Source organism: Collinsella sp. SGI.178 (assembly GCF_050313495.1).
Classification (GTDB): domain Bacteria; phylum Actinomycetota; class Coriobacteriia; order Coriobacteriales; family Coriobacteriaceae; genus Collinsella.
Map to the genome: position 1 here is coordinate 1 of NZ_JBNPLM010000025.1, position 24,688 is coordinate 24,688.

The following is a 24,688-nucleotide window of genomic DNA, read 5'->3' on the forward strand; positions in this document are numbered from 1 at the left end:
TCCTTCCTGGCCTCGATGTCGTGCTTCACCCTCAAGTCGACACGCATAAAAAGCCTCCCATTTCTCATGTCCAAGAAATGGGAGGCAGTTCAAAAAGACTACCCTGGTGGCTTGGCCATTGGAGGTGAATGTTGCTTGCCTTTTGGCGTGTTAGGTGAGTTGAGGCGCTATCGCTGGTCGATTTCACCGGGTTCAACCATTATTTCTAGCGTGTGTAAATATTCATCTTGATTGTCAGATATGTATTCGCTTACATACCAGAATTCTAGAAGAGGCCCTGCGGCAATGAGATGATTCTGGTCCATGAATTCATTCATTTCCCTCCATATTGTCGGCGTTATTTCTGCAGGTCCGGTGGTTGTCCTGCAAAGATAGTCGCCTTCTGGGAAAATCTCGCACCCTTTATCGTCGATTGATTCGAGTGAAAGCAGCGTCTTCTCTGCTACCAGGCAACCGTCGGCGCTTCTGCGCGATGGGTCAAGGATGAAGCATGGAACCGTGTGTATCGAATCGATTTCCATCCCGAGTTCTTTCATGCGCTTAATGGTGGCGTAGGGAATTATGTCGCCGCTTAGCTTATCCTCGCTTAGGATGACATATCCTCGGGGTCCCTTATGAACCACCCTCGACTGTTTTTCCTCGCGTGCTCTTAACGACATGGATATGTTCTGCATGCAATGCTCGATCTTTCGGCGCCGTTGCGATAGTTTTGCTATGGCTGCGTCGATGCTATCAAGTTCGTTGCTGAACAGTTCAAAGCTCGTTTCGAGTGAATGGTTATCTAGGAAAGATCTGATTTCGCTAAGCGTGTAGTTCATATTGAGCATTGACATGATGATGTTGAGTCTGCCGAAATCGTCCTTCCTGTATTCACGGTAGGCATTCGCCCCGCGCTTTGGGGCAACTAAACCAATTGCCTCGTAATAGCGAAGAGTGTCTGCGCTTACGCCGTAGAGGCCGGCCGTCTGCTTGATATTAAGGGAAAACTCGCGTTCCATGTCACACCTTCCGACTGCCCTAGGGCCACTCAAAACCTTGGAGCTATTCTAATGTTTGTTACTCCGTCATTGTCGGGCAAGCGGTCGTTTTGACGAGGTGAACGGTCTTAAGCGCTTGGTATCCAGCTGGTATTCCATCGAAACACGTCGTCGACCTTTGACTTTCTCCAAATTCTAAGATGGTTTCAAGCCAGCTAGCTTAAATCATATCGATCTAGCATCTTAATTGTGAGGAAGGACAAGCAATGAAGGTCAAGACTAGGACGGGTATAGTTTCGGGCAAGACGCTCGAAAACGGGGTTGAAGCTTTTTTGGGCATTCCCTATGCAAAGCAGCCGGTAGGTGATCTTCGTTGGCGTGCCCCTGAGCGCCTTGATGATTCCGATGAGGAAATTGAATGCGTGGAATTCGGGCATTCTGCCAGGCAATTTATCGATGAAGTTGAACTCGCTTCGCGTCATGAGCAAGGGGAGGATTGCCTGAGCCTTAACGTGTGGGTCAGGGGACACGCACGCAAGAACCTTCCTGTCATGGTATATATCCATGGTGGTGCCTACTTCTCAGGTGGATCTGCCGACCCGCTATATAACGGCTCCAATTTTGCGGCAGCGAAGGATGTCGTTATTGTTTCGATTAACTACCGTCTGAACTTGTTTGGGTCGCTGCTGCTCGATTGCCTGCCGGGCGGAGAGGACTACAAAGACGCCGGCTATCTTGCCATTCTTGATCAAATCCGTGCGCTCGAGTGGGTGCATGAGAATATTTCGGCCTTCGGCGGTGACCCCAATTGTGTCACGCTTTTCGGTGAGTCGGCAGGCTCTTCCAGCCAGGCTCTTCTTTCTATATTGCCAGAGGCAAATAAGTATTTCCAACGTGCGATTTTGGAGTCCGGCCCTATCCAGCTTTATAAGACCCGCGAGCGCGGCGAGTACTTTGCTCGGGAGTTCGCCGAAATCATGGGATGCAAAACCGCCCAAGAGCTCTTAGCGAAGTCGGCAGACGAGCTCATTGAGGGCATGCAGGTGTGGTGCGATCGTCATACCTACGAAGTGTCGCTAATTTTCTCGCCGGTTTGCGACGGGTCTTTTCTTCCCAAGAAGCCGATGAAGGCCTGGGCGGAGGGCGCAGCCAAGGATATCGATATCATGATTGGATGTACCGAGGACGAGTTTACTTATTTCCATTTCTATTTCGATGACCTTCCCGGATTCTGGCACGGCCAATTCCCGATTCATTTTGATGATCAGATTGATATCGATTACTGGGAGCAAGCATATCGAAAGGCATGGCCTGAGCGCGATTTTGCCGAGAATTACACCAATTTTATGAACTCAACCGGTTTCTTTGTCGGCACCGACCTTATGGCTGAAGAGCAGTCGGCGTTTAAGCCCGTGTACAACTATTTGTTCCGTTATAAATCTCGTGTCGAGGGAATGGGTTCTTGCCACGCAATCGAGGTGCCGTTCGTTTTCAAGAATCTTGATACCGCGAGTGGTCTGATGTTTACGGGTGACAATCCTCCAGCGCATCTCGCGGATGAAATGAACGATGCGTGGTTCAGCTTTGCGAAGACGGGCAAACCGTTTGTTGAGGGCAAGGCACCATGGGACCCCTATACCGCTGAGAACCACATTCATATGGTAATTGACGAAAACGAGTGGAAGCCGGTGCATTCGCTGCATGCCAAAGAAGATTCGGTGTTCCGTCCTATGTACGAGGTGCTACTCAACGATTAGTGAAAGAAGCCGCAATGGAGTGGGCTAATTAGCCCCATTCAATTCAGCTTGAACTATCCCTGCGTAAGGAGAAAGAAATGGCTCAAGAAGAAAAGCTATCGGGTTATCGGTGGATGATCTTATTCGTAGTTTGCCTCATTTGCTTCATGGCAAACTTCATGCAATATCAGGTTTCAGCATGGGGTGTCGTCGTGATGACGACTCTCGGCATCGATGCCGGTGGGCTTACCAATCTCATGTTGATGCCGATGCTCACCGCTGTGTTTTTGTCGATTCCTGCAGGATCTCTTGCTGATCGCTACGGCGTTAAGCTTGTCGTGTCAATTGGCATGGTGCTTTCTGCTGTAGGCGGCTTTCTGCGTTATTTCATGATTAATGACTTTACCGTGCAGATCGTTTCGATGTTTATGATCGGCTTTGGCATTGCGGCGCTCAATGCCAATCTGGCAAAGGTGCTGGGTTCCTGGTTTAAACAGCAGACCTCCATTGCCGTGGGAGTTTTCTATGCTGCTTCATGTCTGTCCATCGTGATAGCCCAGGCATTCAGCACTTATTTTCCTACGCTTGACGTGTCTTATCTGGTCGCTGCTATTGCCGAAGCTGTAACTGCTGCGCTGTGGATCTTCTTTATGAGGAACGTCCCGGAGGGCGAGCCCATGCCCGAGCCCGAGCCGGTTATGAAGTACATTAAGATTGCCGCTAAGTCGCGCGGCGTTTGGTGCATTGCCTTGGCTTATGGTCTTACCCTCGCTTCAACCACGGCATATTGCGCAATTCTGCCGTCTGCGCTTGAGCTCGTTCGCGGCGTTGATACTGCCACCGCTGGATCTATGGCAGCAATTATTACAGTTGGTAGCTTCTTTGCTTGTTTTGCGGGACCGGCTGCCGTCCTCAAGCTCGGTAAGAATAAACCGTTTCTCATTGTAACCACGGTGATTGCCGCCGTTGTAATGGTTGCAAACTGGTTTTTGCCGCTTGGCACTGTCATGTGGGTTGCTCTCGTCCTCAATGGTTTTATGACCGCTCTTTCTGGCCCCATTATTCAGGCAATGACTCCTGATCTTCCTGAGATTGGCGCGAAATATGCCGGTAGCGCTGGTGGAATAATCGGTACTGTCGGCCTTCTCTGCTCCTATTTTGTTCCCGTTATTGTTTCGTCTATTTCTGGTGACAATTGGACGTTGAACTTTACGATCGAATCGATTCTTTTCCTTGCGAGCGTTTTGCCTATTGCGATGTTGCCCGAGACTGGTGCGGCGGCAAAAGCCGAGATGCCTGAGACTTCTGAATTATAATTAATCGGTGTTTTGCCTGGTCGCGACCTCCAGTTGATATGGGGGTCGCGACCATTTTTAATGTGAGGTTGGTGCAATGGATGGTGAAGCGTGCGAAGTTGCGCACAAAGTTGAGCAAAAGCGGGCTTCGAGTGGTTACCGCTGGTTAATATTGCTGTTGACGTGTGGTCTCTGTTTTTTGGGCAACTTCATGCAGTATCAGGTCGCTGCCTATGCTACGGTCATCATGCCTCAGATGAATATCGACCCTGTCGGATTCTCATCTCTCTTTCTGGCGCCAATGCTTGCGGCGGTCTTCTTTAGTCTCCCGTTCGGATCACTTGGAGATAGGCTTGGGCCCAAAGTAGTGATACTTGGCGGGTTCTGTGTTTCTTTAGTCGGCGGCGCTATCAGAATTTTCACCCTATCGAACTATCCTGCTCAACTTGTCTCGATGTTTTGCATCGGCGTGGGGATGGCGGCATTGACTGCCAATAATGCAAAGACGCTTGGACTTTGGTTTGCAGATAAGACGGATGTTGCGATGGGCATTTACTATGCGGCGACTTGCTTTGGCATTGCGGCGGCGCAAGCGTCATCGGCGTTTATGTCTTCCGTGCTAATGGGCTATACAGTTGCAGAAGCGTTGTTGGTCGTTCTGACTATCTTCTGGGGTTTATTTGGTAAGAACGTACAGCATGACTCACTTATTCCTGATGGCGTTGAGCACGACCAAGCCCTTCTGACTGCTTTTCGTTCGCGTAACGTTTGGCTTTGCGCGATTTGCGCCGCTTTCTCACTTGCCGCCACGACCGCCTTTTCCGGTGTGCTACCTCAGGCTCTTGAGCTTGTGCGAGGCACCGATGCTTCGACGGCCGGCGAAATGGCGGCGCTGACAACCGCTGCTGGGATTATCGGCTGCTTGATTGCTCCGATGATTTACGGTAAATGCCGCCTTGCGCGACCGTATCTTGTGATTGTCGGGCTTCTTGGCTCTATTTCATTTGCAGTTGCGTGGTTTGCCTCGGGCTTGAAGTCCATGGGGGTATTGCTTGCAGTGTGCGGCATCGTTACGAGCATGATGGGTCCAGTTGTTCAAGCTCTGCCAGTTTCATTTGTTGAAATCGGCACTCGTTATGCTGGCAGCGCTGGCGGCATTATGGCCGAAGTTAGCCTTTTGGGCTCTTATATGCTTCCTATTGGGATTGCGGCTATTTCCGGTTCAGATTACGACAAACAAATGATGCTTATTACTCTGCTTTACGGTCTATCCGTCCTTCCGATGTTGATCGTTCCCGAGGTCAAACACTTTAAATAGGCGCGAGCATATGGATGGATAAAGCCCTCTGGCCATTGCGATTGCCGAGGAATGGATTTCGCTCAATTCGGATCTTTGAAGTGGGCTAAACTGTCTTGGTGTTTCACTGAACAACGCCACCTTCTGTTGCGTTGTCGTTAGAAAGGAACCAGCCATGTGTGATTGCATCTTCTGTAAAATCGCCAACCACGAGATCCCCTCGACTGTTGTCTACGAGGACGACCAGGTCATCGCGTTCGATGACCTCAATCCCCAGGCACCGGTTCATACGCTCGTGATCCCCAAGAAGCACTACAGCGACATCGCTGATAACGTGCCTGCCGAGACCATGGGCGCCATGACCCATGCCATCCAGGAGGTTGCTAAGGCCAAGGGCCTGGAGGACGGTTTCCGCGTCATCTCCAACAAGGGCGTTAACGCCGGCCAGACCGTCATGCACTTCCACATGCACGTCCTCGGCGGCAAGAACTTGGGCGAGAACCTTATCTGAGATCGTATGGCCCGTCGTCTTGATTGCCTTTGGAGAAACCTGTGCAGTTGTCTCAACTCGAATATCTTCAAGCGGTAGCGAATTATGGCGGCGTGCGCAAGGCGGCTCGCGCCGTTCATGTGAGTCCGCAGGCTGTTTCGTCGGCGATCAAGAAGCTGGAATCTGAGTATCAGGTCGTTTTGCTCGACCGGTCGACGGGCGAGGCCGTTTTGTCTCCTGCAGGGCGAGAGTTTGCGGGACGCGCGCGCGTAATCCTCGCGCAAGTCGATGATCTCAAAAATTACGCTCGGTCGATGGGGCAGGGTGTTTCGCCCGACGGTCATTTTCGTCTTTACGCCCCCTGCCTTCATGGGCGGGGGCGTCTTTTTGACGAAAACTGGTACGACTCGTTTGAGAGTTCGCACCCCCAGATTCACCTCGACGTGTGGCATCAGCCAACGGCTACGTGTTTTGAGTCTCTTTTGCTCGGGATATCGGATGCGGCTATTTCATTCGAGAAGCCACGGGGCAGCGCCCTTTGTTCGAAATGCCTGGGTGAAAAGGAGCTCAAGGTTCTTTCGTGTCCGGTTGGCCATCGTGTCAGGGGCACCATAACCATTCGTGAACTATTGAGCGGTAGGCTTGCTGTCCCCATCAACTTGTCGCCCTGTCTCAATGCAATCAACCAGTGCCCTGAGGCCCAACTCGTTAATTTCCGCTTTCGTGATGTCGAATATGGAAGCGAGAGACAGATTGAGTTTCTTCAAGGCGGGGGATTGATATTGAGCTTTTCTGGCTCCTCTCTTGCATCAGATGGATCCAACGTGAGCGAATGCTCCATTGAGGGCTCGCGCGACGTAACCTTGCCTATCTATTTTTGCTACCGGCAAAACGCCTGGACGGATCGGCATCAGACGGTATTTCTTCACCTGTTGCGCCATCTCGCTTCTTGAGGTTGCTTGGCTTCGTGCCGTCAAATGAATATCGACGATTTGTAACGTATGGCTGACGGTTTTGCCTTCATGCTTTTTGAGACCTCGGCTTGGATTATCGGCCTTTGGAGGAGGAGTATGAAAAACCGTACGGTTTGGCTGTATATGGCGTTTGTTTTCCTATCGAACTTCAGCACCATCTTGTATTTTCTGACGGTTTACCTTGAGTTCGTCGGATTCTCGATGGTCGCGATTTCTGGCATGATGATTGCGTACCAGGTAAGCAAATTTGCTCTCGAGATTCCTACCGGCTATATCGCCGATAGATTTGGGCGAAAGATAAGTGGCCTGGTGGGTATCGCGGGAATGCTCGGATACTACGCTGCCCTGCTCCTCATACGATCTCCTCTGCTTTTGATAGGTGCGTTTGCCCTCAAGGGTTTTGCCGTCGCATGCGTGAGCGGTTCTATTGAGGCAATCTATATCGATTCCGTCTCCCAAGATCAGCTCGTTAGGCTTAATGTGGTTGAGCGATTCGTCTTTTACGCATCTTATGCTCTTTCCGCGTGTGTGGGCGGCTTCATCTCGTCAGAAGGTGCATATTTCATCGGTCTTTCGGCCGATATCTTTGCGATGGTATTGACGTTACTTTTCGTTGCCTGCATTCCCGAAACGAAAGGGAAAGGTAGCGCTGCGGCTTCTATGAGCCAAATTAGCCCGAGGATGATTTGGACTGCCATTGCGGGCAATGGCACGCTTCGCTCGGCGTTCGTCATGGACTGTTCTCAGGCATTTGCTTTTGTCGCTCTGGAAGATTTTTTTCTCACTGCTGCTCGCAGCCCGTGGAATGGGTGCCGTCGCTTCGGGCATGACCATTGCGGTCCAGCTCCTTGTCTCCGCCTCCATAGGGTTTATCGTGCCCAGCGTAATTGCTCATGTCGACAAGAGGCTTTTTGCGCGTATTTGCGGCATCATCCGTCTCATTCTAGCTGCTTTGTTTTTAACCCCTTTTATTCCGGTTGACCTGTTGCCCGTTTTCTATGTGCTGCAGACGGTTGCCTACTCGTTATTTGCTCCGATCAAATACTCAGTTTTTCAAAATGCTGCCGATTCATCGATGCTCTGTTCGTTGATTTCGGTTCAAAGCCAGATGGTGGCGGTGGGCGCCGTTCTTTTCTATCTGCTCAATGCTGTGTTGAGTAGCGTTGTGGGTATTCGGGTTGTGCTGCTTGTTGCGCTTGGGATTTCTTCTCTGGCGTATGTCCCCGCGCTATTTCGCCTTACAAGTCGAAGACCATGAGCATGCATGCATCGATAACTTATATATCAACGCAATAAACCCGAGCGCGAGGGCGTTTGGGTTTATTATTGAAGCGTATGTAACCTGGCGGCGCCACACCGCCTGTTAGTAGGGAGACACATGAACGTTCTGGTCGTCAACGCAGGATCTTCGACCCTTAAGTATCAGGTCATCGATACCAAGTCCCACAAGGTGTCCGCAAAGGGCTCCTGCGAGCGCGTCTGCTTTACCGGCGGTACCTTCACCCACGCTGCCAACGGTTCCAAGAAGGTGACCGAGAACATCGAGTTCCCCGACCACAAGGTCGCCATCGAGGTCGTCCTGAAGGACCTCGAGGCCAACGGCGTCAAGATCGAGGGCATCGGCCACCGTATCGTTCAGGGCGGTTGGTACTTCGGCGATTCCTCCCTCGTCGACGAGGACGTCCTCGCCAAGATCCGCGAGGTCGCTCCGCTCGCCCCGCTTCACAACAACCCCGAGGCCAACGTTATCGAGTACTGCCTCGAGCAGTATCCCGACCTGCCCAACGTCACGGTCTACGACACTGCTTTCCACTTCAATATGCCCGAGGTCGCCAAGACCTACGCCCTGCCCAAGGACGTCTGCGACAAGCTGCACATCCGTAAGTACGGCGCCCACGGCACCAGCTACCGCTACATCTCCAAGAAGGTTGCCGAGATGACCAACGGCGAGGCTCGCAAGGTCGTCGTGTGCCACATCGGTTCCGGCGCTTCCCTGTGCGCTATCGAGGACGGTAAGTGCATGGACACCACCATGGGCTTGACGCCGCTCGACGGTGTCATGATGGGCACCCGCTGCGGCTCCATCGACCCGGCTACCGTGTGCTACCTGCAGCGCGAGGGCGGCTACACCTTCGACGAGGTCGACGAGATAATGAACAAGAAGTCCGGCCTTTTGGCTGTGACCGGCGGCAAGACCAACGACTGCCGCAACGTCGAGGAGCTCGCCGCTGCTGGTGACCCCGAGGCTCAGCTCGCCTTCGATATGTTCGTCTACAAGATTGCCGCCAAGGCTGCCGAGATGGCCACTTCCATGTGCGGTATGGACACCCTGGTCTTTACCGCCGGCATCGGCGAGCACGCTCCGGCCGTTCGCGCCGGCGTGGCCGATCGTCTGGCCTTTATGGGCGTCAAGATGGACCATGCCCGCAACGCCCTGCGTGGCGACGGCGCTTGGTGCCTGTCCGCCAAGGATTCCAAGGTCAAGATCTTCGTCATCCCCACGGACGAGGAGTTCATGATCGCTTCCGACGTCGAGCGCATCGTCAACGGCAAGTAATTGCAAGAGGGGAGGGGCTGGACGACCGAGCGCCGTTCGGCCCCTCTCTTGTGCTCGTTGGGCGATATGCCTGATAGCTATTTATCAAGTTGTGATAACTTCTTATTAACATACGGCCACCTTAAGGGGTCTGCGCCGACCGTATTGCACTGCAAAGGAGTCTCATGAACGTACTTGTTGTCAACGCCGGTAGCTCAAGCCTTAAATATCAGCTTTTGGATACCGATACCCGCAAGGTTTTCGCCAAGGGCAACTGCGAGCGTATCGGATCGGACATGGGCATCTTTGGCCACTCCGAGAACGGTGGCGCCAAGCAGACCGAGGAGGTCCCTTTCCCCGATCATCGCTCTGCTATCGCTCGTGTGCTCGAGGAGCTTGAGAAGACCGACTTTACGATTGATGGCATTGGGCATCGTATCGTTCAGGGCGGCTGGCACTTCGATGATTCCGCAGTTGTCGACGACGAGGTTATGGCCAAGATTCTTGAGGTGGCACCGCTTGCTCCGCTGCACAACTACGGCGAGGCCGCGGCGATTGAGTATTGCCGTGAGAAGTATCCGGAGCTGCCCAACGTGGCCGTCTTCGATACCTCGTTCCACATGACCATGCCCGAGGTTGCCTACACCTACGCGCTGCCCAAGGACGTGTGCGACAAGTACCACGTGCGCAAGTACGGCGCGCACGGTACGAGCCACCGCTACGAGTGGATGATGGCCAAGGAGATCCTGGGCTCGCGCTGCCACCGTCTGCTTTCGTGCCATCTGGGCAACGGCGCTTCGCTTGCCGCCATCGAGGACGGCGTGTGCCGCGACACCACGATGGGCCTCACGCCGCTCGATGGCCTGATGATGGGCACCCGTTGTGGTTCCATTGACCCGGCCACCGTGTGTTACCTCCAGCGCGAGGGCGGCTACAGCTATCAGGAAGTCGATGACATGATGAACAAGCAGTCTGGTCTGCTTGCCATCTCGGGTATCTCCAACGACGCCCGCGACATCCGCACGCGCGCCTCCGAGGGCGATGAGCGCTGCCTGCTCGCCTTCGACATGTTCGCCTACAAGGCCATGCAGCAGGCCGGTTCCATGATCGCATCCATGGCGGGCGTGGACACCATCACCTTTACCGCCGGCATCGGCGAGAACGACTGGTCGATCCGCAAGGCCTTCTGCGACTGCTTTGAGTGGCTGGGCGTACGCATCGACAACAACAAGAACCGCGAGGCCGTGGGCAACGGCCCGCAGGTCATCAGCGCCGCCGGTTCCGCCGTCACCGTCATGGTCATCCCCACCGACGAGGAATACATGATCGCCCACGACGTCGAGCGTCTGACCAAGAACAACTAACGCGCTCGTTTGCATGTAAACGAAAGGCCTCCTGAGCAACAGCTCGGGAGGCTTTTTTCTGGAGGGCGGACGGCGGAAACCCCATCCCATTTTGAACGCGGATTTTGGGACACACTTTCCGTTTGGGGCAGGTTGCGGAAAATGCGACCCACAACAAAGCAAAATTCCGTCCCGCAGTTTCCCAAACAGCCCCCAAGTGGAAGCTACATCCCGCAATCCGCCTTCAAACCGGGACACGCTTTCCGGCAGAATGGCCGCCGAGGCCCTATAAGCCTTTCAAATCCAAAGTGACCATATCCGCATCGTTTGCCCCCCAGCAACGGCATCCAATCATTCAGATCTTCAGCCCCAGCTCGTAGCCAAGCCGCCGTCCACTCCAGATGCCCTGATTGCTGCGTTGCGGTAGAAGGCCGTACGGGCTAACCCCTGAAAACATTCCGCAGACCAGAAACGCCCCCGTTCGTAGCTCCGGAGGAGCAGAACGGGGGCGTTTCATTGGTCGAGGACGTTTTCAGGGGTTAGCCCGTACGGCCTTCGGGCGAGTGCGTGCGCTACTCAGCCATCTGAGCCTGGACGGCGGTGATGGCCACGACACCCACGATGTCGTCGGCAGAGCAGCCGCGCGAAAGGTCGTTAACCGGCTTGGCGATGCCCTGCAGGATGGGGCCGTAGGCGTCGGCGCCGGCGAAGCGCTGGACCAGCTTGTAGCCGATGTTGCCGGCCTCGAGGTCGGGAAACACGAGCACGTTGGCCTTGCCGGCAACGGAGGAGCCGGGAGCCTTGAGCTGGGCGACGTTGGGGACGATGGCGGCGTCGAGCTGCAGGTCGCCATCGATGGCGAGCTCGGGGGCCTTCTCCTTGCAGAACTTCACGGCCTCCTGGACCTTCTTGGCGACCTCGCCGCCGGCGGAACCCATGGTGGAGTAGGAGAGCATGGCCACGTGCGGCTCAACGTTGCCCATGAAGGTGGACCAGGAGTGAGCGGAGGCGATGGCGATCTCGGAGAGCTCATCGGAGGACGGGTTGATGTTGAGGCCGCAGTCGGCGAAGATCAGCGTGCCGTCGGTGCCGAACTGCGGGGTGTCGGTGCACATCACAAAGAAGGCCGAGACCAGCTTGGTGCCCGGGGCGGTCTTGAGGATCTGTAGCGCGGGGCGCAGGGTGTCGGCGGTGGAGTGGCAGGCGCCGGAGACCAGACCATCGGCATCGCCCATCTTGACCATCATGGTGCCAAAGTAGGTGGCGTCCATCACCTGGGCGCGAGCCTGCTCGATGGTGACGCCCTTCTTGGCGCGGAGCTCGGCAAACTTCTGCGCGTACTCCTCGTGCTTCTCGGCATTGCGCGGGTCGATGATGGTAGCGCCGGGAACGTTGATCTCGTCGGGGTTGCCCAAGATGACGATCTTTGCCAAGCCCTCCTCGATGATCTTGGTAGCTGCGATGATGGTGCGCGGATCTTCGCCCTCGGGCAGGACGATCGTCTTAAGGTCGGCCTTGGCGGCAGACTTCATACGGTTTAGGAAATCGCTCATGTTACTCCTTACAAGCGTTTCGCTAAGCTCCAGGCACCCGGCTGTCCACGAATAAACCCGCTGCTAGCGGGTTTACCTTTTAAATATGTACGCCGGGGTGCTTGAGCTTTCCTTGTGTGGCAAGCTCATTATAGGACGCATTAGCGCTATAATCGCTCTGATAAATATGTCTCGAAGAATGTTCGAGAAAAGCCCAGCTAACGAGCCCGTGGCTTTTGACAAGGAGTATCGATGCAGATTACCTCAGGCCTGCCTGAAGGCTTTAACGCCGGCGCATACGACATGATTGTCGTCGGTGCCGGGTATGCCGGTGCCGTTTGTGCCCGCCGTCTTGCCGAGACTATCGGCTATCGCGTTGCCGTTTTGGAGCGCCGTGGCCACATTGCGGGCAATGCTTACGACTGCTTTGATGAGGCCGGGATCCTGGTCCACGAGTATGGTCCGCACATTTACCATACCTTTAACGAGCGCGTCCACAATTTTCTGTCGCGCTTTACCAAGTGGACGGACTACCAGCACAAGGTGCTCGCCAACATCAACGGCACCCTTATGCCCGTGCCCTTTAACCACGCGAGCCTCAAGCTCGCCTTTGGCGATGAGCGCGGCGAGGAGCTGTATCAGAAGCTCGTGGAGACCTTTGGCAAGGACGTCAAGGTGCCCATCATGGAGCTGCGCAAGAAGAACGACCCGGATCTTGCCGAGGTCGCCGATTACGTCTACGAGAACGTCTTTTTGCATTACACCATGAAGCAGTGGGGCCAGACGCCCGACCAGATCGATCCCTCGATCACCGGCCGCGTTCCCGTCTTTGTGGGCGACGATGACCGCTATTTCCCGCAGGCTCCCTTCCAGGGCATGCCGCAGGACGGCTATACCGCGTTGTTCGAGCATATGCTCGACCACGATCTGATTGATGTGTTCTGCGACGTGGACGCCCGCGACCTCTTTGAGATTGACGAGACCACCGTCAAGATCGACGGCAAGGTCTATGGCGGCGAGATCGTCTACACCGGTCCGCTCGACGAGCTGTTCAACCTCGACTTGGGCGCTCTGCCGTACCGTACGCTCGACATGAAGTTCGAGACGCTCGATATGGACCAGTTCCAGCCCGTGGGCACCGTCAATTACACCACGAGCGAGGATTACACGCGTATCACCGAGTTCAAGAACATGACTGGTCAGGTCCTGCCCGGCAAGACCACCATCATGAAGGAGTATTCCAAGTCCTATACGCCCGGCTCGGGCGAGACGCCCTATTACGCCATTCTGGAGCCCAAGAACCGCGAGCTCTATGAGCGCTATCTTGAGCGCGTCCAGAACCTGACGAACTTCCACCCGGTGGGTCGCCTGGCCGAGTATCGTTATTACGATATGGATGCCGTGACCAACTCTGCCCTCGATCTTTCGGATGAGATTATCGCCTGCCATGCATAAAGTCATATCATTCGGTATTCCCTCGTATAACGCCGCCAAGGACATGGACCATTGCATCACCTCCATTCTGGAGGGGAGCGATTACGCCACCGATATCGAGATCATCATCGTCGATGACGGTTCCAAGGACGAGACGGCAGCTAAGGCCGATGAGTGGGAGGCGCGTTACCCCGGTATCATCCGCGCGGTGCATCAGGAGAACGGCGGTCACGGCATGGCCGTCCTCTCGGGCCTGCGCGAGGCACAGGGCACCTACTACAAGGTCGTCGACTCGGACGACTGGCTCGACGGTGCGGCGCTTTCGACCATGCTTTCGATTCTGCGTGGCTTTGAGGAGCGCGACCAGCGCGTCGATCTGTTTATCTCGAACTATGTGTACGAGAAGGTTTACGAGGGTACGCATACCGCTATTGGTTACAAGTTTGCCCTGCCGCGCAAAAAGATCTTTACCTGGGACCAGATTGGCCATTTCCGTCCGGACCAGAATTTGCTCATGCACAGCCTGTGTTATCGCACGGATGTGCTGCGCGCGTCCAATCTGCCTATGCCGCCGCACACGTTCTATGTCGACAATATCTACGCCTATGTGCCGCTGCCGCGCTGCAAGACCATGTACTACGCCGACATCGACCTCTATCGTTACTTTATCGGTCGCGAGGGCCAGAGCGTCAACGAGGCCACGATGGTCAAACGTCTGGACCAGCAGTTTCGCGTGACGCGCATTATGATGGAGTCGTTCCATCTGTATAGCGATGTCGAGTCGTCGCGTCTGCGCGCGTACATGATGGGCTATTTCACCATGATGATGGCAATTTGTTCGGTGCTAACCAAGCTTTCCGATGAGGATTGCGCCGACGAGCGCCTGACGACATTGTGGAGTGATTTGAAGGCCTACGACGAGCGTATGTATCGTCGTGCACGCTACGGTGTGGTCGGCTTTTTTACCAACCTGCACGGGCGGGCTGGAGACAAAACCACACTCGGCCTATACCGTCTTGCCTCAAAGATCTTCAAATTCAACTAGCTGTTGAGTAATCGCTGCTGATAGGTTGACTGGGCCTCTTGGCCTTTAGTTTGCTACTGCGAACAGTCCTGCTCGCACGGAAAGCACATTAAGTGCTTTCCGGCTCGTGCGGAACTTGTATCAAACTAAAGGCCAAGGGGCCTTTGCTATAAGAATCGATTGTCAGGCTGCCTGAATTTGAAGATCTTGGACGCGCGGTACACAGGGGCCTGGGCTGAAAGAGATCTTGTTGAGTAGGTTGCCCGGTTGGTCTTGGTTATGTTTGTCGCGAGTTCCGCACGAGCCGAAGAGCACTTAATGTGCTCTTCGTGCGAGCCAGGACTGTAGAGCAGCAAACATAACCAAGACCAACCGGGCAACCGGACGAGCTAGTTTACTTCGCGGCGCCGGGGATGCCGTGGGATGTTTTGGCGGTTTTGGCTCCGTTTACGATGGCGGTTTCCAGGGCCCTTACGGCGAGCATGCCCAGCAGGTCTAGGGGAACGGCGGCGCTTGCCTGGCTGCCCAGCTTGCCGCTGGCAAGGGTGTAGATGGTGTCGCCGTCGTTGGTGGTGTGTGTGGGGCGGATGGCGTGTGCATAGGCGTCTGCGGCCATCTGGGAGACCTTGGTGGCCTGGGCCTTAGTGAGCTCCACGTTGGTGACGATGCAGCTGATGGTGGTGTTGGTGCGGTCGAGTGGCATTTTCATAGAGCCGGCGGCGGCAAGGGCGGCGAGCTCCATGTCGACGATCTGGTCGCTATCGGCTGCGGCGCGCATGCCGGCCACCCACTCGCCGGTGGTCGGGTCGACCACGTTGCCACAGGCGTTGACCGAGACCACGGCGCCCACCTTGACGGTGCCGAGTGCCACGGCAGCAGCTCCCAGGCCAGCCTTCATGCAGGTGGCGGGCCCCATGAGCTTGCCTACGGTGGCGCCGGTGCCGGCACCTACATTGCCCTGATCGAGTGTGGTGGGGGTATGGTCGAGCGCCTCGCGCACGGCGGCGATACCGGCCTCAATGTCGGGACGCACGGTGGGATCGCCAAAGGCGAGGTCGAAGATGCAGCTGGAACACACGATGGGCACCTGCGTGGGGCCGACGGGCAGGCCGATGCCGCGGCTCTCGAGTTCGCGGGCCACGCCGCTTGCCGCTTCGAGACCAAAGGCCGAACCGCCCGAAAGGCAGACGGCGTGGACCTTATCGACGGTGTTCTCGGGACGCAGCAGATCGGTCTCGCGCGAAGCGGGAGCGCCACCACGTACGTCAACGCCGCCGGTGGCACCCTCGGGCGCCACGATTACGGTGCAGCCGGTGCCGGCCTCCCCGTCTGTATAGTTGCCAAAGCAAAAGCCATCGACATCGCAAACGTCAATGGCTTCGAGCAGTGTGTCCATGTTTTCTCCTATCGGTTTTCCGCCGGGCCTTATGCTCGGTCGGGATCCGTGCGGTACGGCAAAATTGTAGGCGCCGGGGGATACCCAGCGCCAGATGCAATTACGAGAGTTTTTGAATCGCGCGTGCGACGCGAGCGATGGGTAAGCCCACCACGTTGTAGAAGTCGCCCGCAATGTCATGCACGAGCATGCGGCCGCCTGTGCCCTGGATACCGTAGGCTCCGGCCTTGTCCATGGGTTCGCCGGAGGCAACATAGTGCCCGATCTGCTCCTCGGTAAGCTCATAGAACGTCACGTCGGTCACATCGACAAACGACAGACTTTCGGCGGCATGCGGAGCTGCAGCGTCGCCGGCTTTAACGATGCAGACGCCGGTTGCCACCTGGTGCGTGCGGCCCGAAAGCTCGCGGAGCATGGTGCGTGCCTCGTTCTCGTCTGCCGGCTTGCCCAAAATTTGCCCGTCAAAGGTGACAATGGTATCGGCTGCGACAGTCAGTTCGTTGGGTTCGGCGTGCTCGGAGGCAACGGCAGCGGCTTTGGCGCGTGCCAAGCGTTCGACAAGCGTAAGCGGAGCTTCGCCATCAAAAGGTGTTTCGTCGATATCTGCGGGAATTACGCGAACGTCATAGCCCGCCTCGCGCATCAGCTCTATGCGGCGCGGCGATTGCGAAGCCAAAATCATAGCTGGATGCCCTCGGCAACCTTCTCGACGGCCTTGTCGCCGGCGAGTGTGCGCAGCAGCTCCAAGGCAAAGGGAAGTGACTGTGCCATGCCGCTGGCAGTGATGATGTTGCCGTCTTGCGTGACCTTCTCGCCGGTATAAGCACCCTCGGGGAAGCTCTTCTCAAAGCCGGGGAAGCACGTGGCTCGGCGTCCCTCGAGCAGACCAAGCTCGCCCAGGATAAACGGGGCGGCGCAGATGGCGGCAACGTGCTTGGTTGCGGCGAACTCGCAGACTACATCGCAGACACGCTGGTCGGCGCGCAAGTTGGTGGCTCCGGGCAGGCCGCCGGGCAGCACGATGCAGTCGTACTCCTCAAAGTTGATCTCATCAAAGAGCGCATCGCAGGTCACGGGAATCTGCAGCGAGCTCACGACCTCGCGTGTGGGCATGATCGAGACGAGCGTGGCGCGCACGCCGCCGCGACGCATGACATCGACCATGGTCAGGCATTCAATAGTTTCAAAGCCATCGGCGGCGAGAACGGCAACGCTGGGCATGAGAATTCCTTTCGTAAGGCGGCATACAATTAGCCGTCTTATACCCCGAAGACCCATGCTTGCCACGCTCGATTTCCCAATGTTTAAAAAGGGACGGGGCTATTTTAGCTACCCCCACCCATCCTCAACAATCTCAATCTGTAACATCTAGGCCCACTTTTGACCCCTAACTGTTACAGATCAAGACAAACGGAAACCGCCTCGACAAAACGTCTAAATCTGTAACATCTACGGACCAAAACCGGGTCTTACTGTTACAGATCGAGACAGTCCCCAACGCACCGCCCCGTTCGGGGAACGACCGCCGCAGGTACGGCGGGCAGAGACTCACTTTTTTCTTCGGTTTTTCTTGACGGAATCTCACCTGTTGTAGTACTTTGTCTCAGTCTAAAAACGCGTGGACTTTTCTGGGCGCTAGCCACCTTTTTGCCACGCAACCGAGCAGTCGGTTGCGTGGCTTTTTTCGTCTTGGCAGCAGGTGCCACATGTACCGCCAGAAGACCGCACGAGCCCACCTTCCGACTGCAGGGAACAGACGCACGAGACGTGCATCTGCAAGACAGCAGACGGAAGGGAGCCTAATGGCAGGAACAAACACAATCAAGCAACAGGCCGCCGGGGCAGGAGCCACGGGCGCGGGACAGGCCAAGGCGGCGCTCCAGGTCTTTGCGGGCGGCGCCTGCTACGGCGCGATGGCCACGACCTACAAGCTCGCCTACGCCGCGGGCTTTACCTCGGCGCAGGTGGTGGCGAGCCAGGCGTGGTTCGGCTGCCTCTTCTTCGCCCTCGCCACACTCGCGGGCCATGCACTCGGGCACCGCTGGCAGCGCGTGGGCTGGAAGCTCGCCCTTAAGCTCATGGGCCTGGGAGCCCTCACCTGCCTCACCTCAATCCTCTACTGCTACGCCATGAGCGTGCTGCCCGCCCCGGTGGCGCTCACGCTCCTCTTCCAGTTCACGTGGCTGGGGCTCCTGTGGCAGACCGTCATGACGCGCCGACCGCCGAGGGCCCTCCAAGTGGTCTCCGCCCTGGTCATCGTCTTCGGAACGGTGTTCGCCAGCGGCGTTTACAAGACCGGCATCACCGGGTACGACCCCGTGGCCCTGCTCTGCGCGCTGGGGGCGGCCGTGTCCTGCTCCCTCTTTGTCACCCTCTCCGGCAAGGTCGAGGCCCCCTGCTCGTCCGAGCAGCGTGGCGTCATCGTATGCGCGGGCTCCGTGGTCATGTCGCTCACGGTGTGCCCGGACTACGTCGTCTCGGGCGTCCTCGCCCAGGGCATCCTGCCCTTTGCTGTCATCGCCGGCTTCTTTGGCATGCTCTGCCCGGTCCTGCTCAACGGCCTCGGCGCCTATGACGAGGTGCTTCCCGACGGCACGATCGAGGACGACTACCGTATCGCCTACCTGCGCGAGCACATCGAGGCCATGCGCGACGCCATCGAGCAGGACGGCGTCGAGATGCTCGGCTACACCACCTGGGGGCCGATCGACCTCGTGAGCGCGGGCTCCGGCGAGATGGAGAAGCGCTACGGCTTCATCTACGTGGACCGCGACAACCTGGGCAACGGCACGCTCGAGCGCAGGCGCAAGAAGAGCTTCTACTGGTACCGACAGGCCATCGCCACCAACGGAGGCGACCTGGGCTAGCCGCTCGGGCAATATCACTAAGGAGAAAATAATGGCTGAAAAATACGACGATCTGGCCAGATCCATACTCGAGAACGTAGGCGGCGCCGAGAACGTCGCCAGCGTCGCGCACTGCATCACGCGCGTGCGCTTCAAGCTCAAGGACGAGTCCCGCGCCAACACGGCCAAGATCGAGGCCCTCAAGGGCGTCATCCAGGTCATCCAGGCCAACGGCCAGTACCAGGTGGTCGTGGGTAACATCGTCGAGGACGTCTACGACGCGGTCCTGGAGGCCGGTAACTTCTCGGGCGGCGCAAGCGCCGACGACGAGCCCCAGGGCGAGAAGACCGTTGCCTCCGTCATCATCGACCTCATCTCTGGCATCTTCCAGCCCATCCTGGGACCGCTTGCCGCCGCAGGCATCATGAAGGGACTGCTTGCCCTCATCACCTACTTCGTCCCGGCCTTTGCAAACGACGGCCTCTACACGCTGCTCTACACCGTGGCTGACGGCTTCTTCTACTTCCTTCCCGTCGCCCTGGCGTTCAGTGCCGCGCACAAGTTCCGCATGAACGAGTTCACCGGCGTGGCAATCGGCGTGGCGCTCCTCTACCCGACGATGGTCGCCCTGACCTCGGGCGAGGCGCTCGGCAGCATCGACCTCGGCGTGGCCGGCACGTTCTCGTGGTACGCCACCGCCCTCGGGGTCCCCATCATCATGCCCGTGTCCGGCTACGTGAGCTCGGTGATTCCCGTCCTTCTCATGGTGTGGTTCGGCTCTATCATTGAGCGCTGGCTCAAGAGCTGGATGCCGGCTGCGCTCAAGATGTTCCTCGTCCCGCTCGCCACGATGACGGTCTCCATCGTCTTGGGCTACCTCGTCATCGGCCCGGTGGCCACCCTCATCACCAACCTGCTGAGCGCGGCGTTCTCGTTCATCTTCCAGCTTCCCGTGGTTGGTTCCGTCTTGGGCAGCGCCCTGGTCGGCGGACTGTGGATGTGCCTCGTCATCTTTGGCTTCCACTGGAGCCTCATCCCCATCTCCATCATGAACCTGAACACCCTCGGCCACGACAGCGTGCTCGCCGCCACCATCGGCCACGGGTTCGCGCTCGGAGCGGTCATCTTTGCCATGTATCTCAGAAACAAGGACGAGCGCTTCCGCGGCATCGCCCTTCCCGCGATGATCTCCGCCTTCTTCTTCGGCGTCACCGAGCCGGGCATCTACGGCATCGCCCTCCCCAACAAGCGCGCGTTCGTCGTGGCATGCCTGAGCTCCGCCGTGGGCGGCGCCATCGTGGGAATGACGGGCGCCCTCATGTACATCTCGGGTGGCCTCGGTGTCTTCAACCTGCTCAACTTCATCGACGGGACCCCTGGTGGCGCCGGAATCTCCCACATGATCTTCGCGATCATCGCCTCGCTCGTCTCTGCCGTCCTGGCCTTCGTCATCGAGTTCATCACCTACCGGCCCAACGACGACGAGGAAGGCGCCCGCTAGCTTGGGCCCTTCTCGACCAGCTCTATGTAGTTGAGGGCAGTTGAGGTGGGTGAGGGCCGAGGGCGGTCGAGGCGGCCGCCCTCGGTCCGGGACAACCTGCCAGAAGGCGTTTAGCTTTCTCGGGCGACAGTTCAATGTCCAAGAAATGGGGGGCGGTTTAATTTCGGGACGGGGATTAAATAATCATTTGGAACAAATTTATTTTTATCCCCGTCCCAGAAAAATCATCGGGTGTGGTCTTGGGCAAACAGTCTAGTTGCGCTTGAGATGGGCGACGGTTTCGCAGTGGAAGGTTTGCGGGAACAGGTCGACCGGCGTGATCTTGACGGGGGAGAAGGTGCCTTCCTCGACAAAGCGCTTAAGATCGCGTGCCAAAGTCGCCGGATCACAGCTCACGTAGGCCACGTCGCGGGCGCTCGTGCTGGCGATGAGGTCGATTGCCTCGGGTGCCAGACCTGCACGCGGCGGGTCGACCACCAGGACATCGGCATCCTGGTCGGGGAACTCGCGCACGGCATCGCCGCCGATGACATCGACGTTATCGAGCTTGTTGATCTCGAGATTGCGGCGCAGGTCGCGCACGGCCGGGCCGTAGGCCTCGACGGCGGCAACAAAACCACAGCGGCGGGCGAGCGGCAGGGTAAAGGTGCCGGCGCCGCAGTACAGGTCCATGGCAAGCTCGTCTTCTTGCGGGTCGAGCGCCTCCATGACAAGCTCGATCAAAATCTCGGCGCCCTTGGTGTTGACCTGGAAAAACGATGGGGCAGAAAGGCGCATCTGGCCGTCGGCGATGTTCTCGGTCCAGGAGCCCTCGCCGGCGAGCACCTCCACCTTGGAGACGCGGCGGGCTTTCTTCTCTCCCTTGCTCATGACGCGCACTACGCTCGTGGGGCGAGCGGCGTCTGCCAACACGCGCGAGACCTGCGAGCGGGGGAAGGAGCCCGTGGGCGTCCAAAGTGCGACCTCGAGTGCCTTGGTGCGACGCGAAGCGCGAATGCCCACGCGCTCCAGACCCAGATCGTGACTGCCGCTCAGATAGTTGAGCGCGCCGACGACCGATTTGAGCGCCTTGGGAAAACGCTTATCGAACAGCGGGCACGAATCTACGGTGACGATCTTGCTGGGATCGACGCCGTGCATGCCAAGGCGAACGCGGCCGTTAACGAGGGTGGGCTCCAGCTCAATCTTGTTGCGGTAGCCCCAGTCGTCCTTGGTGTGGCGGATGGGCTGGACAAGATCGTTGACCTGCTCGGGGGCGAACTTGCCAATGCGCTCGAGCGTGGAGCGCAGGTTTTGCTCTTTGGCGGCAAGCTGCGCGGTGCGCGAGAGATTGCCCCATGAACATCCGCCGCAGACGCCCACGAAGGGGCAGGGGGGCTGAATGCGATCGGGGCCCGGCTCCAGAATCTCGGTCGTGCGGGCGCGCATAAACGACTTGCCGTCCTGCACGATCTCGGCCTCGACGGTGTCGCCTGCCACGGCGCCCTGCACAAAGACGGCCTTGCCGTTGTCGGCGTGCGCCAGTCCGTCGGCGCCGTAGGTCATCGATTCTATGGTGAGCTTCATGTTCCTGCCTGTCATTCGCGGTATTGTTCGCAACCATGGTAGCAGTGAAAAGCGCCCCGTATTTGGGGTATTCCTCAAATACGGGGCGCTTCTACAAACGTCTATTTCGTCTTGCCGGTAATGAGCGTCTTAAGGCCTAGGCCGATCAGGCCCAGTCCCATGCGCACGCGACCGGGGCGATGGCGCTCGATGGTCTTGGCCTTGCCAGCGGGCTTCTCGCGGCGGGCGCCCTTCTCGGATGCGGGGTTGGCCGCCTGCGGTTGGGGCCGAGGAGCAGGCTCGGACTCAGGCTCTATGACGGTTGCCTGAACCTTCTGGACCTCGGGTGCGGCCGGCTGCGGTTCGAGCTCAGGCTTGGATGCGAGCGTAGGTTCTGCCTTGGCGACGGCCTCGGCGTTGCGATAGGCACGCTCCAGCAGAGCTTCCTGCGAGTTGAAGGGCTTCTCGCCTTCTTTGCGCTTCACGGGAATCCAGGTGCCGTCACTCGTCAGACTGCGTGCCTTCACGTTGTCGCGCAGCTGCATGCCCATGTACTCGTGCACCTGGGCGCGGCAGGTGGGGTCGAGCACGGGGAAGGCGATCTCCACGCGGTGCTCGGTGTTGCGCGTCATCATGTCTGCCGAGCTCAGGTAGATCATATCCGAGTCCACGCCAAAGGCATAGACGCGCGCATGCTCCAAAAAGCGTCCGACGATGGAGCGCACGTGCACGTTCTCGGTCTTGCCCGGAACACCGGGCTTGAGGCACGAGATACCGCGGATGATCATGTCCACGCGCACACCGGCACACGATGCCTCGGCGATCTTGTCGATGACCTCGCGGTCGGTAAGCGAGTTGAGCTTAAAGAACACGCGGGCGGGCTCGCCGACAAGAGCACGCTGAATCTCGCGGTCCAGGCCGCGCATGATGAGCGGCTTGAGGCCCACGGGCGCCACGCCCAGGAAGCGGTAGTCGCCGCGCAGGTTGCCCAGCGACAGGTTGCGGAAGAACAGGTTAGCGTCCTCGCCGATGCCGGGATGCGCGGTCATGAGCATAAAGTCGCTGTAGAGCTTGGCCGTCTTCTCGTTAAAGTTGCCGGTACCCAAAAGCGTCAGACGGGTAAGCGCCATGCCCTCGCGATAGGTGAGCTGGCAGATCTTGGAATGGCATTTAAAGCCCTCGGAGCCGTAGATAACGGTGCAGCCGGCCTCTTCCAGCCGCTCGGCCCATTCGATGTTGTTTTGCTCGTCAAAGCGGGCGCGGAGCTCCATGAGCACTGTAACCTCTTTGCCGTTTTCGGCAGCATCGATGAGCGACTCGCACAGGCGGCTTTGTTTGGCCACGCGGTAGAGCGTGATGCGAAGCGAGATGCACTCGGGGTCGTAGGCTGCTTCGTGCACCAGGTCCAAGAACGGATTCATGGTCTCGTAAGGGTAAAAGAGCAGCTTGTCGTGCTGCAGCACCTGATCGCGGATGGAGCGGGTCATATCGATGGTGGGGTTGGGCTGCGGCCTAAACGGCGTAAAGAGCAACTCGTTGCGTAGATGCTCGGGTATTTTGCCCTCGATGCCAAAGACATAGCCCAGGTTGAGCGGGATATCGCAGGTAAAAACCGAGCGGCGCGAAAGCTCGAGCGCTTTGCGGATGGTCTTGAGCGTTGGCTTTTCGAGCGAGCCCGATACGGCGAGCACCACCGGCTGCAGGCGCAGGCGCTTCTTGAGGATGCGCTTCATGTGCTGGCGGTAATCCTCTTCCTCCTCGACGCCCTCGCCGTCCGGATCGATGTCGGCGTTGCGGGTGACGCGGATGAGCGCGCGGTCGAGCGGCTTATAGGAGCCGAAGCAGCTGTCCAGGCAGGCGAGGATGACGTCCTCGAGCAGAATGTAGGAGTAGGTGCCGGTGGGCGAGGGGATTTCGACCACGCGGTTCATCGAGGCGGGAATCTCGATAAGGCCCAGCAGGCTCTCCTCGTCGGTGATGCCGTCCAGGCCACAAGCCAGATAGAGCGCGCCGTTGCGCAGGTTGGGGAAGGGATGGCGCGGATCGATGACCAGCGGCGAGATGACCGGTGATACGTAGGCCTGGAAGTAGCGGGTTACAAAGGTATGTTCCTCGGGCGTAAGCGAATCGATGCGGGCGCGGTGAACGCCCAAAGCGTCGAGCTTGTCCTCGATGCTCTTAAAGATCGACTCCCAGCGGGTAAGGAGCCCGGGCAGCTCTGCCATGACAGCATCGACCTGTTCGGAGGCGGTCATATTGCTCTTGTTGTCGACGGGCTGTTTTTTGAGCTCTGCCAGATCGGACAAGCCGCCCACGCGCACCATGAGAAACTCGTCGAGGTTTGACTCGAAGATCGAGACGAACTTAAGGCGCTCGAACAGTGGCACAGACTCATCGAAGGCTTCGTCGAGTACGCGGTTATCAAAGCGCAGCCAGCTAAGCTCTCGATTTTGCGTATACGAGAAATCGCGCGGTTTCTTGCGCAGCTTGGCGGCGTTCTGCTTCTTTTCGATTTTGCTCGGCATATGCATCTGTCCGTTCAGTCCCCAAAGGGACGGTAGCCTAACACTGTTTGCTATTGTCTCAATTTAGTCGACCTATGGCACAGACGCATCGCGCGAACGGTATCTTTACCTACTTATTACGCTGACGATCCGAAGCACTAACGTCCGGTGCTTTGAACAAGCGATCTATATCCTCACTCAACTGGTGAGAATGTATGAATAAGAATGATAGCAAGCTGAATATAATCGAATTTAGGT

18 protein-coding genes and 1 pseudogene are annotated in these 24,688 nt (G+C 57.4%); 12 read left to right on the top strand and 7 right to left on the bottom strand.

All coding sequences use genetic code 11. The features are described 5' to 3' along the window. Positions 1-167: 167 nt before the first annotated feature. Positions 168-998, bottom strand: coding sequence for a MerR family transcriptional regulator (locus ACQRAQ_RS07365; protein WP_427794417.1), 831 nt, complete (start codon positions 996-998; stop codon positions 168-170). A 245-nt stretch (positions 999-1,243) separates the two neighbouring features. Between ACQRAQ_RS07365 and ACQRAQ_RS07370 the strand changes: the two genes are divergently transcribed. From ACQRAQ_RS07370 to ACQRAQ_RS07405, 8 genes are all read left to right on the top strand, one after another. After that, a complete protein-coding gene (locus ACQRAQ_RS07370) occupies positions 1,244-2,734 on the top strand; it encodes a carboxylesterase/lipase family protein (protein WP_427794418.1) in 1,491 nt (496 codons plus the stop codon). Between the two features lie 77 nt (positions 2,735-2,811). Further along, entirely contained in the window at positions 2,812-4,029 is a 1,218-nt protein-coding gene (locus ACQRAQ_RS07375; RefSeq protein ID WP_427794419.1) for an MFS transporter, read from the top strand. 76 nt (positions 4,030-4,105) lie between these two features. Continuing rightward, positions 4,106-5,326: an MFS transporter gene (locus ACQRAQ_RS07380; protein WP_427794420.1), complete on the top strand. Its 1,221-nt coding sequence runs from the start codon at positions 4,106-4,108 to the stop codon at positions 5,324-5,326. A gap of 154 nt (positions 5,327-5,480) precedes the next feature. Continuing rightward, complete coding sequence (locus ACQRAQ_RS07385; RefSeq protein ID WP_427794421.1) at positions 5,481-5,816, top strand: histidine triad nucleotide-binding protein; 336 nt, start codon at positions 5,481-5,483, stop codon at positions 5,814-5,816. A gap of 41 nt (positions 5,817-5,857) precedes the next feature. Further along, positions 5,858-6,748: a LysR family transcriptional regulator gene (locus ACQRAQ_RS07390; protein WP_427794422.1), complete on the top strand. Its 891-nt coding sequence runs from the start codon at positions 5,858-5,860 to the stop codon at positions 6,746-6,748. Between the two features lie 48 nt (positions 6,749-6,796). Beyond that, positions 6,797-7,750 carry an MFS transporter gene (locus ACQRAQ_RS07395; RefSeq protein ID WP_427794423.1) on the top strand — a complete coding sequence of 318 codons (954 nt, stop codon included), beginning with the start codon at positions 6,797-6,799 and terminating at the stop codon, positions 7,748-7,750. Between the two features lie 397 nt (positions 7,751-8,147). Further along, positions 8,148-9,326, top strand: coding sequence for an acetate/propionate family kinase (locus ACQRAQ_RS07400; RefSeq protein ID WP_427794424.1), 1,179 nt, complete (start codon positions 8,148-8,150; stop codon positions 9,324-9,326). Between the two features lie 164 nt (positions 9,327-9,490). Next, positions 9,491-10,669 (top strand): acetate/propionate family kinase, encoded by a 1,179-nt coding sequence (locus ACQRAQ_RS07405; RefSeq protein ID WP_195361193.1) that lies wholly within the window; start codon positions 9,491-9,493, stop codon positions 10,667-10,669. Positions 10,670-11,220: 551 nt separating this feature from the next. On the opposite strand, the gene pta is transcribed toward ACQRAQ_RS07405, so the two are convergent. After that, complete coding sequence (gene pta / locus ACQRAQ_RS07410; protein ID WP_427794425.1) at positions 11,221-12,201, bottom strand: phosphate acetyltransferase; 981 nt, start codon at positions 12,199-12,201, stop codon at positions 11,221-11,223. A gap of 231 nt (positions 12,202-12,432) precedes the next feature. Here pta and glf point away from each other — a divergent pair, with 231 nt between their 5' ends. Continuing rightward, positions 12,433-13,635, top strand: coding sequence for a UDP-galactopyranose mutase (glf, locus tag ACQRAQ_RS07415; protein ID WP_427794426.1), 1,203 nt, complete (start codon positions 12,433-12,435; stop codon positions 13,633-13,635). Further along, positions 13,628-14,659: a glycosyltransferase family 2 protein gene (locus ACQRAQ_RS07420; RefSeq protein WP_427718441.1), complete on the top strand. Its 1,032-nt coding sequence runs from the start codon at positions 13,628-13,630 to the stop codon at positions 14,657-14,659. The genes glf and ACQRAQ_RS07420 overlap by 8 nt, the downstream gene beginning before the upstream one ends. 373 nt (positions 14,660-15,032) lie before the next feature. Here ACQRAQ_RS07420 and ACQRAQ_RS07425 read toward each other — a convergent pair whose 3' ends face one another. The 3 genes from ACQRAQ_RS07425 to ACQRAQ_RS07435 all read right to left on the bottom strand — a co-directional run bounded on the left by ACQRAQ_RS07425 (position 15,033) and on the right by ACQRAQ_RS07435 (position 17,255). Next, positions 15,033-16,034 (bottom strand): P1 family peptidase, encoded by a 1,002-nt coding sequence (locus tag ACQRAQ_RS07425; RefSeq protein ID WP_427794427.1) that lies wholly within the window; start codon positions 16,032-16,034, stop codon positions 15,033-15,035. A gap of 100 nt (positions 16,035-16,134) precedes the next feature. Continuing rightward, a complete protein-coding gene (locus ACQRAQ_RS07430) occupies positions 16,135-16,716 on the bottom strand; it encodes a Maf family protein (RefSeq protein ID WP_427729075.1) in 582 nt (193 codons plus the stop codon). Next, on the bottom strand, positions 16,713-17,255 hold the full coding sequence (locus ACQRAQ_RS07435; protein WP_427718432.1) for a DJ-1 family glyoxalase III: 543 nt from the start codon (positions 17,253-17,255) through the stop codon (positions 16,713-16,715). Before ACQRAQ_RS07435 ends, ACQRAQ_RS07430 begins: the two co-directional genes overlap by 4 nt. A gap of 1,325 nt (positions 17,256-18,580) precedes the next feature. Here ACQRAQ_RS07435 and ACQRAQ_RS07440 point away from each other — a divergent pair. Both ACQRAQ_RS07440 and ACQRAQ_RS07445 read left to right on the top strand, forming a co-directional pair. After that, a pseudogene (locus ACQRAQ_RS07440) lies at positions 18,581-18,901 on the top strand (family 1 glycosylhydrolase); the annotation flags it as partial. 31 nt (positions 18,902-18,932) lie between these two features. Continuing rightward, positions 18,933-20,381, top strand: coding sequence for a PTS transporter subunit EIIC (locus ACQRAQ_RS07445; protein WP_427794428.1), 1,449 nt, complete (start codon positions 18,933-18,935; stop codon positions 20,379-20,381). A 252-nt stretch (positions 20,382-20,633) separates the two neighbouring features. Here ACQRAQ_RS07445 and rlmD read toward each other — a convergent pair whose 3' ends face one another. Further along, positions 20,634-21,962: a 23S rRNA (uracil(1939)-C(5))-methyltransferase RlmD gene (gene rlmD, locus ACQRAQ_RS07450; protein WP_427794429.1), complete on the bottom strand. Its 1,329-nt coding sequence runs from the start codon at positions 21,960-21,962 to the stop codon at positions 20,634-20,636. Between the two features lie 86 nt (positions 21,963-22,048). Next, on the bottom strand, positions 22,049-24,457 hold the full coding sequence (ppk1, locus tag ACQRAQ_RS07455) for a polyphosphate kinase 1 (RefSeq protein WP_427794430.1): 2,409 nt from the start codon (positions 24,455-24,457) through the stop codon (positions 22,049-22,051). Positions 24,458-24,688: the final 231 nt, after the last annotated feature.

What these genes read in the sequence shown, in the direction of transcription:
- ACQRAQ_RS07365 (WP_427794417.1), bottom strand. Translation starts at nt 998, where the DNA reads ATGGAACGCGAGTTTTCCCTTAATATCAAGCAGACGGCCGGCCTCTAC.
- ACQRAQ_RS07405 (WP_195361193.1), top strand. Translation starts at nt 9,491, where the DNA reads ATGAACGTACTTGTTGTCAACGCCGGTAGCTCAAGCCTTAAATATCAG.
- ACQRAQ_RS07380 (WP_427794420.1), top strand. Translation starts at nt 4,106, where the DNA reads ATGGATGGTGAAGCGTGCGAAGTTGCGCACAAAGTTGAGCAAAAGCGG.
- rlmD (WP_427794429.1), bottom strand. Translation starts at nt 21,962, where the DNA reads ATGACAGGCAGGAACATGAAGCTCACCATAGAATCGATGACCTACGGC.
- pta (WP_427794425.1), bottom strand. Translation starts at nt 12,201, where the DNA reads ATGAGCGATTTCCTAAACCGTATGAAGTCTGCCGCCAAGGCCGACCTT.
- ACQRAQ_RS07385 (WP_427794421.1), top strand. Translation starts at nt 5,481, where the DNA reads ATGTGTGATTGCATCTTCTGTAAAATCGCCAACCACGAGATCCCCTCG.
- ACQRAQ_RS07375 (WP_427794419.1), top strand. Translation starts at nt 2,812, where the DNA reads ATGGCTCAAGAAGAAAAGCTATCGGGTTATCGGTGGATGATCTTATTC.
- ACQRAQ_RS07425 (WP_427794427.1), bottom strand. Translation starts at nt 16,034, where the DNA reads ATGGACACACTGCTCGAAGCCATTGACGTTTGCGATGTCGATGGCTTT.
- ACQRAQ_RS07430 (WP_427729075.1), bottom strand. Translation starts at nt 16,716, where the DNA reads ATGATTTTGGCTTCGCAATCGCCGCGCCGCATAGAGCTGATGCGCGAG.
- ACQRAQ_RS07435 (WP_427718432.1), bottom strand. Translation starts at nt 17,255, where the DNA reads ATGCCCAGCGTTGCCGTTCTCGCCGCCGATGGCTTTGAAACTATTGAA.
- ACQRAQ_RS07395 (WP_427794423.1), top strand. Translation starts at nt 6,797, where the DNA reads ATGGCTGACGGTTTTGCCTTCATGCTTTTTGAGACCTCGGCTTGGATT.
- ACQRAQ_RS07445 (WP_427794428.1), top strand. Translation starts at nt 18,933, where the DNA reads ATGGCTGAAAAATACGACGATCTGGCCAGATCCATACTCGAGAACGTA.
- glf (WP_427794426.1), top strand. Translation starts at nt 12,433, where the DNA reads ATGCAGATTACCTCAGGCCTGCCTGAAGGCTTTAACGCCGGCGCATAC.
- ACQRAQ_RS07420 (WP_427718441.1), top strand. Translation starts at nt 13,628, where the DNA reads ATGCATAAAGTCATATCATTCGGTATTCCCTCGTATAACGCCGCCAAG.
- ACQRAQ_RS07370 (WP_427794418.1), top strand. Translation starts at nt 1,244, where the DNA reads ATGAAGGTCAAGACTAGGACGGGTATAGTTTCGGGCAAGACGCTCGAA.
- ACQRAQ_RS07400 (WP_427794424.1), top strand. Translation starts at nt 8,148, where the DNA reads ATGAACGTTCTGGTCGTCAACGCAGGATCTTCGACCCTTAAGTATCAG.
- ppk1 (WP_427794430.1), bottom strand. Translation starts at nt 24,457, where the DNA reads ATGCATATGCCGAGCAAAATCGAAAAGAAGCAGAACGCCGCCAAGCTG.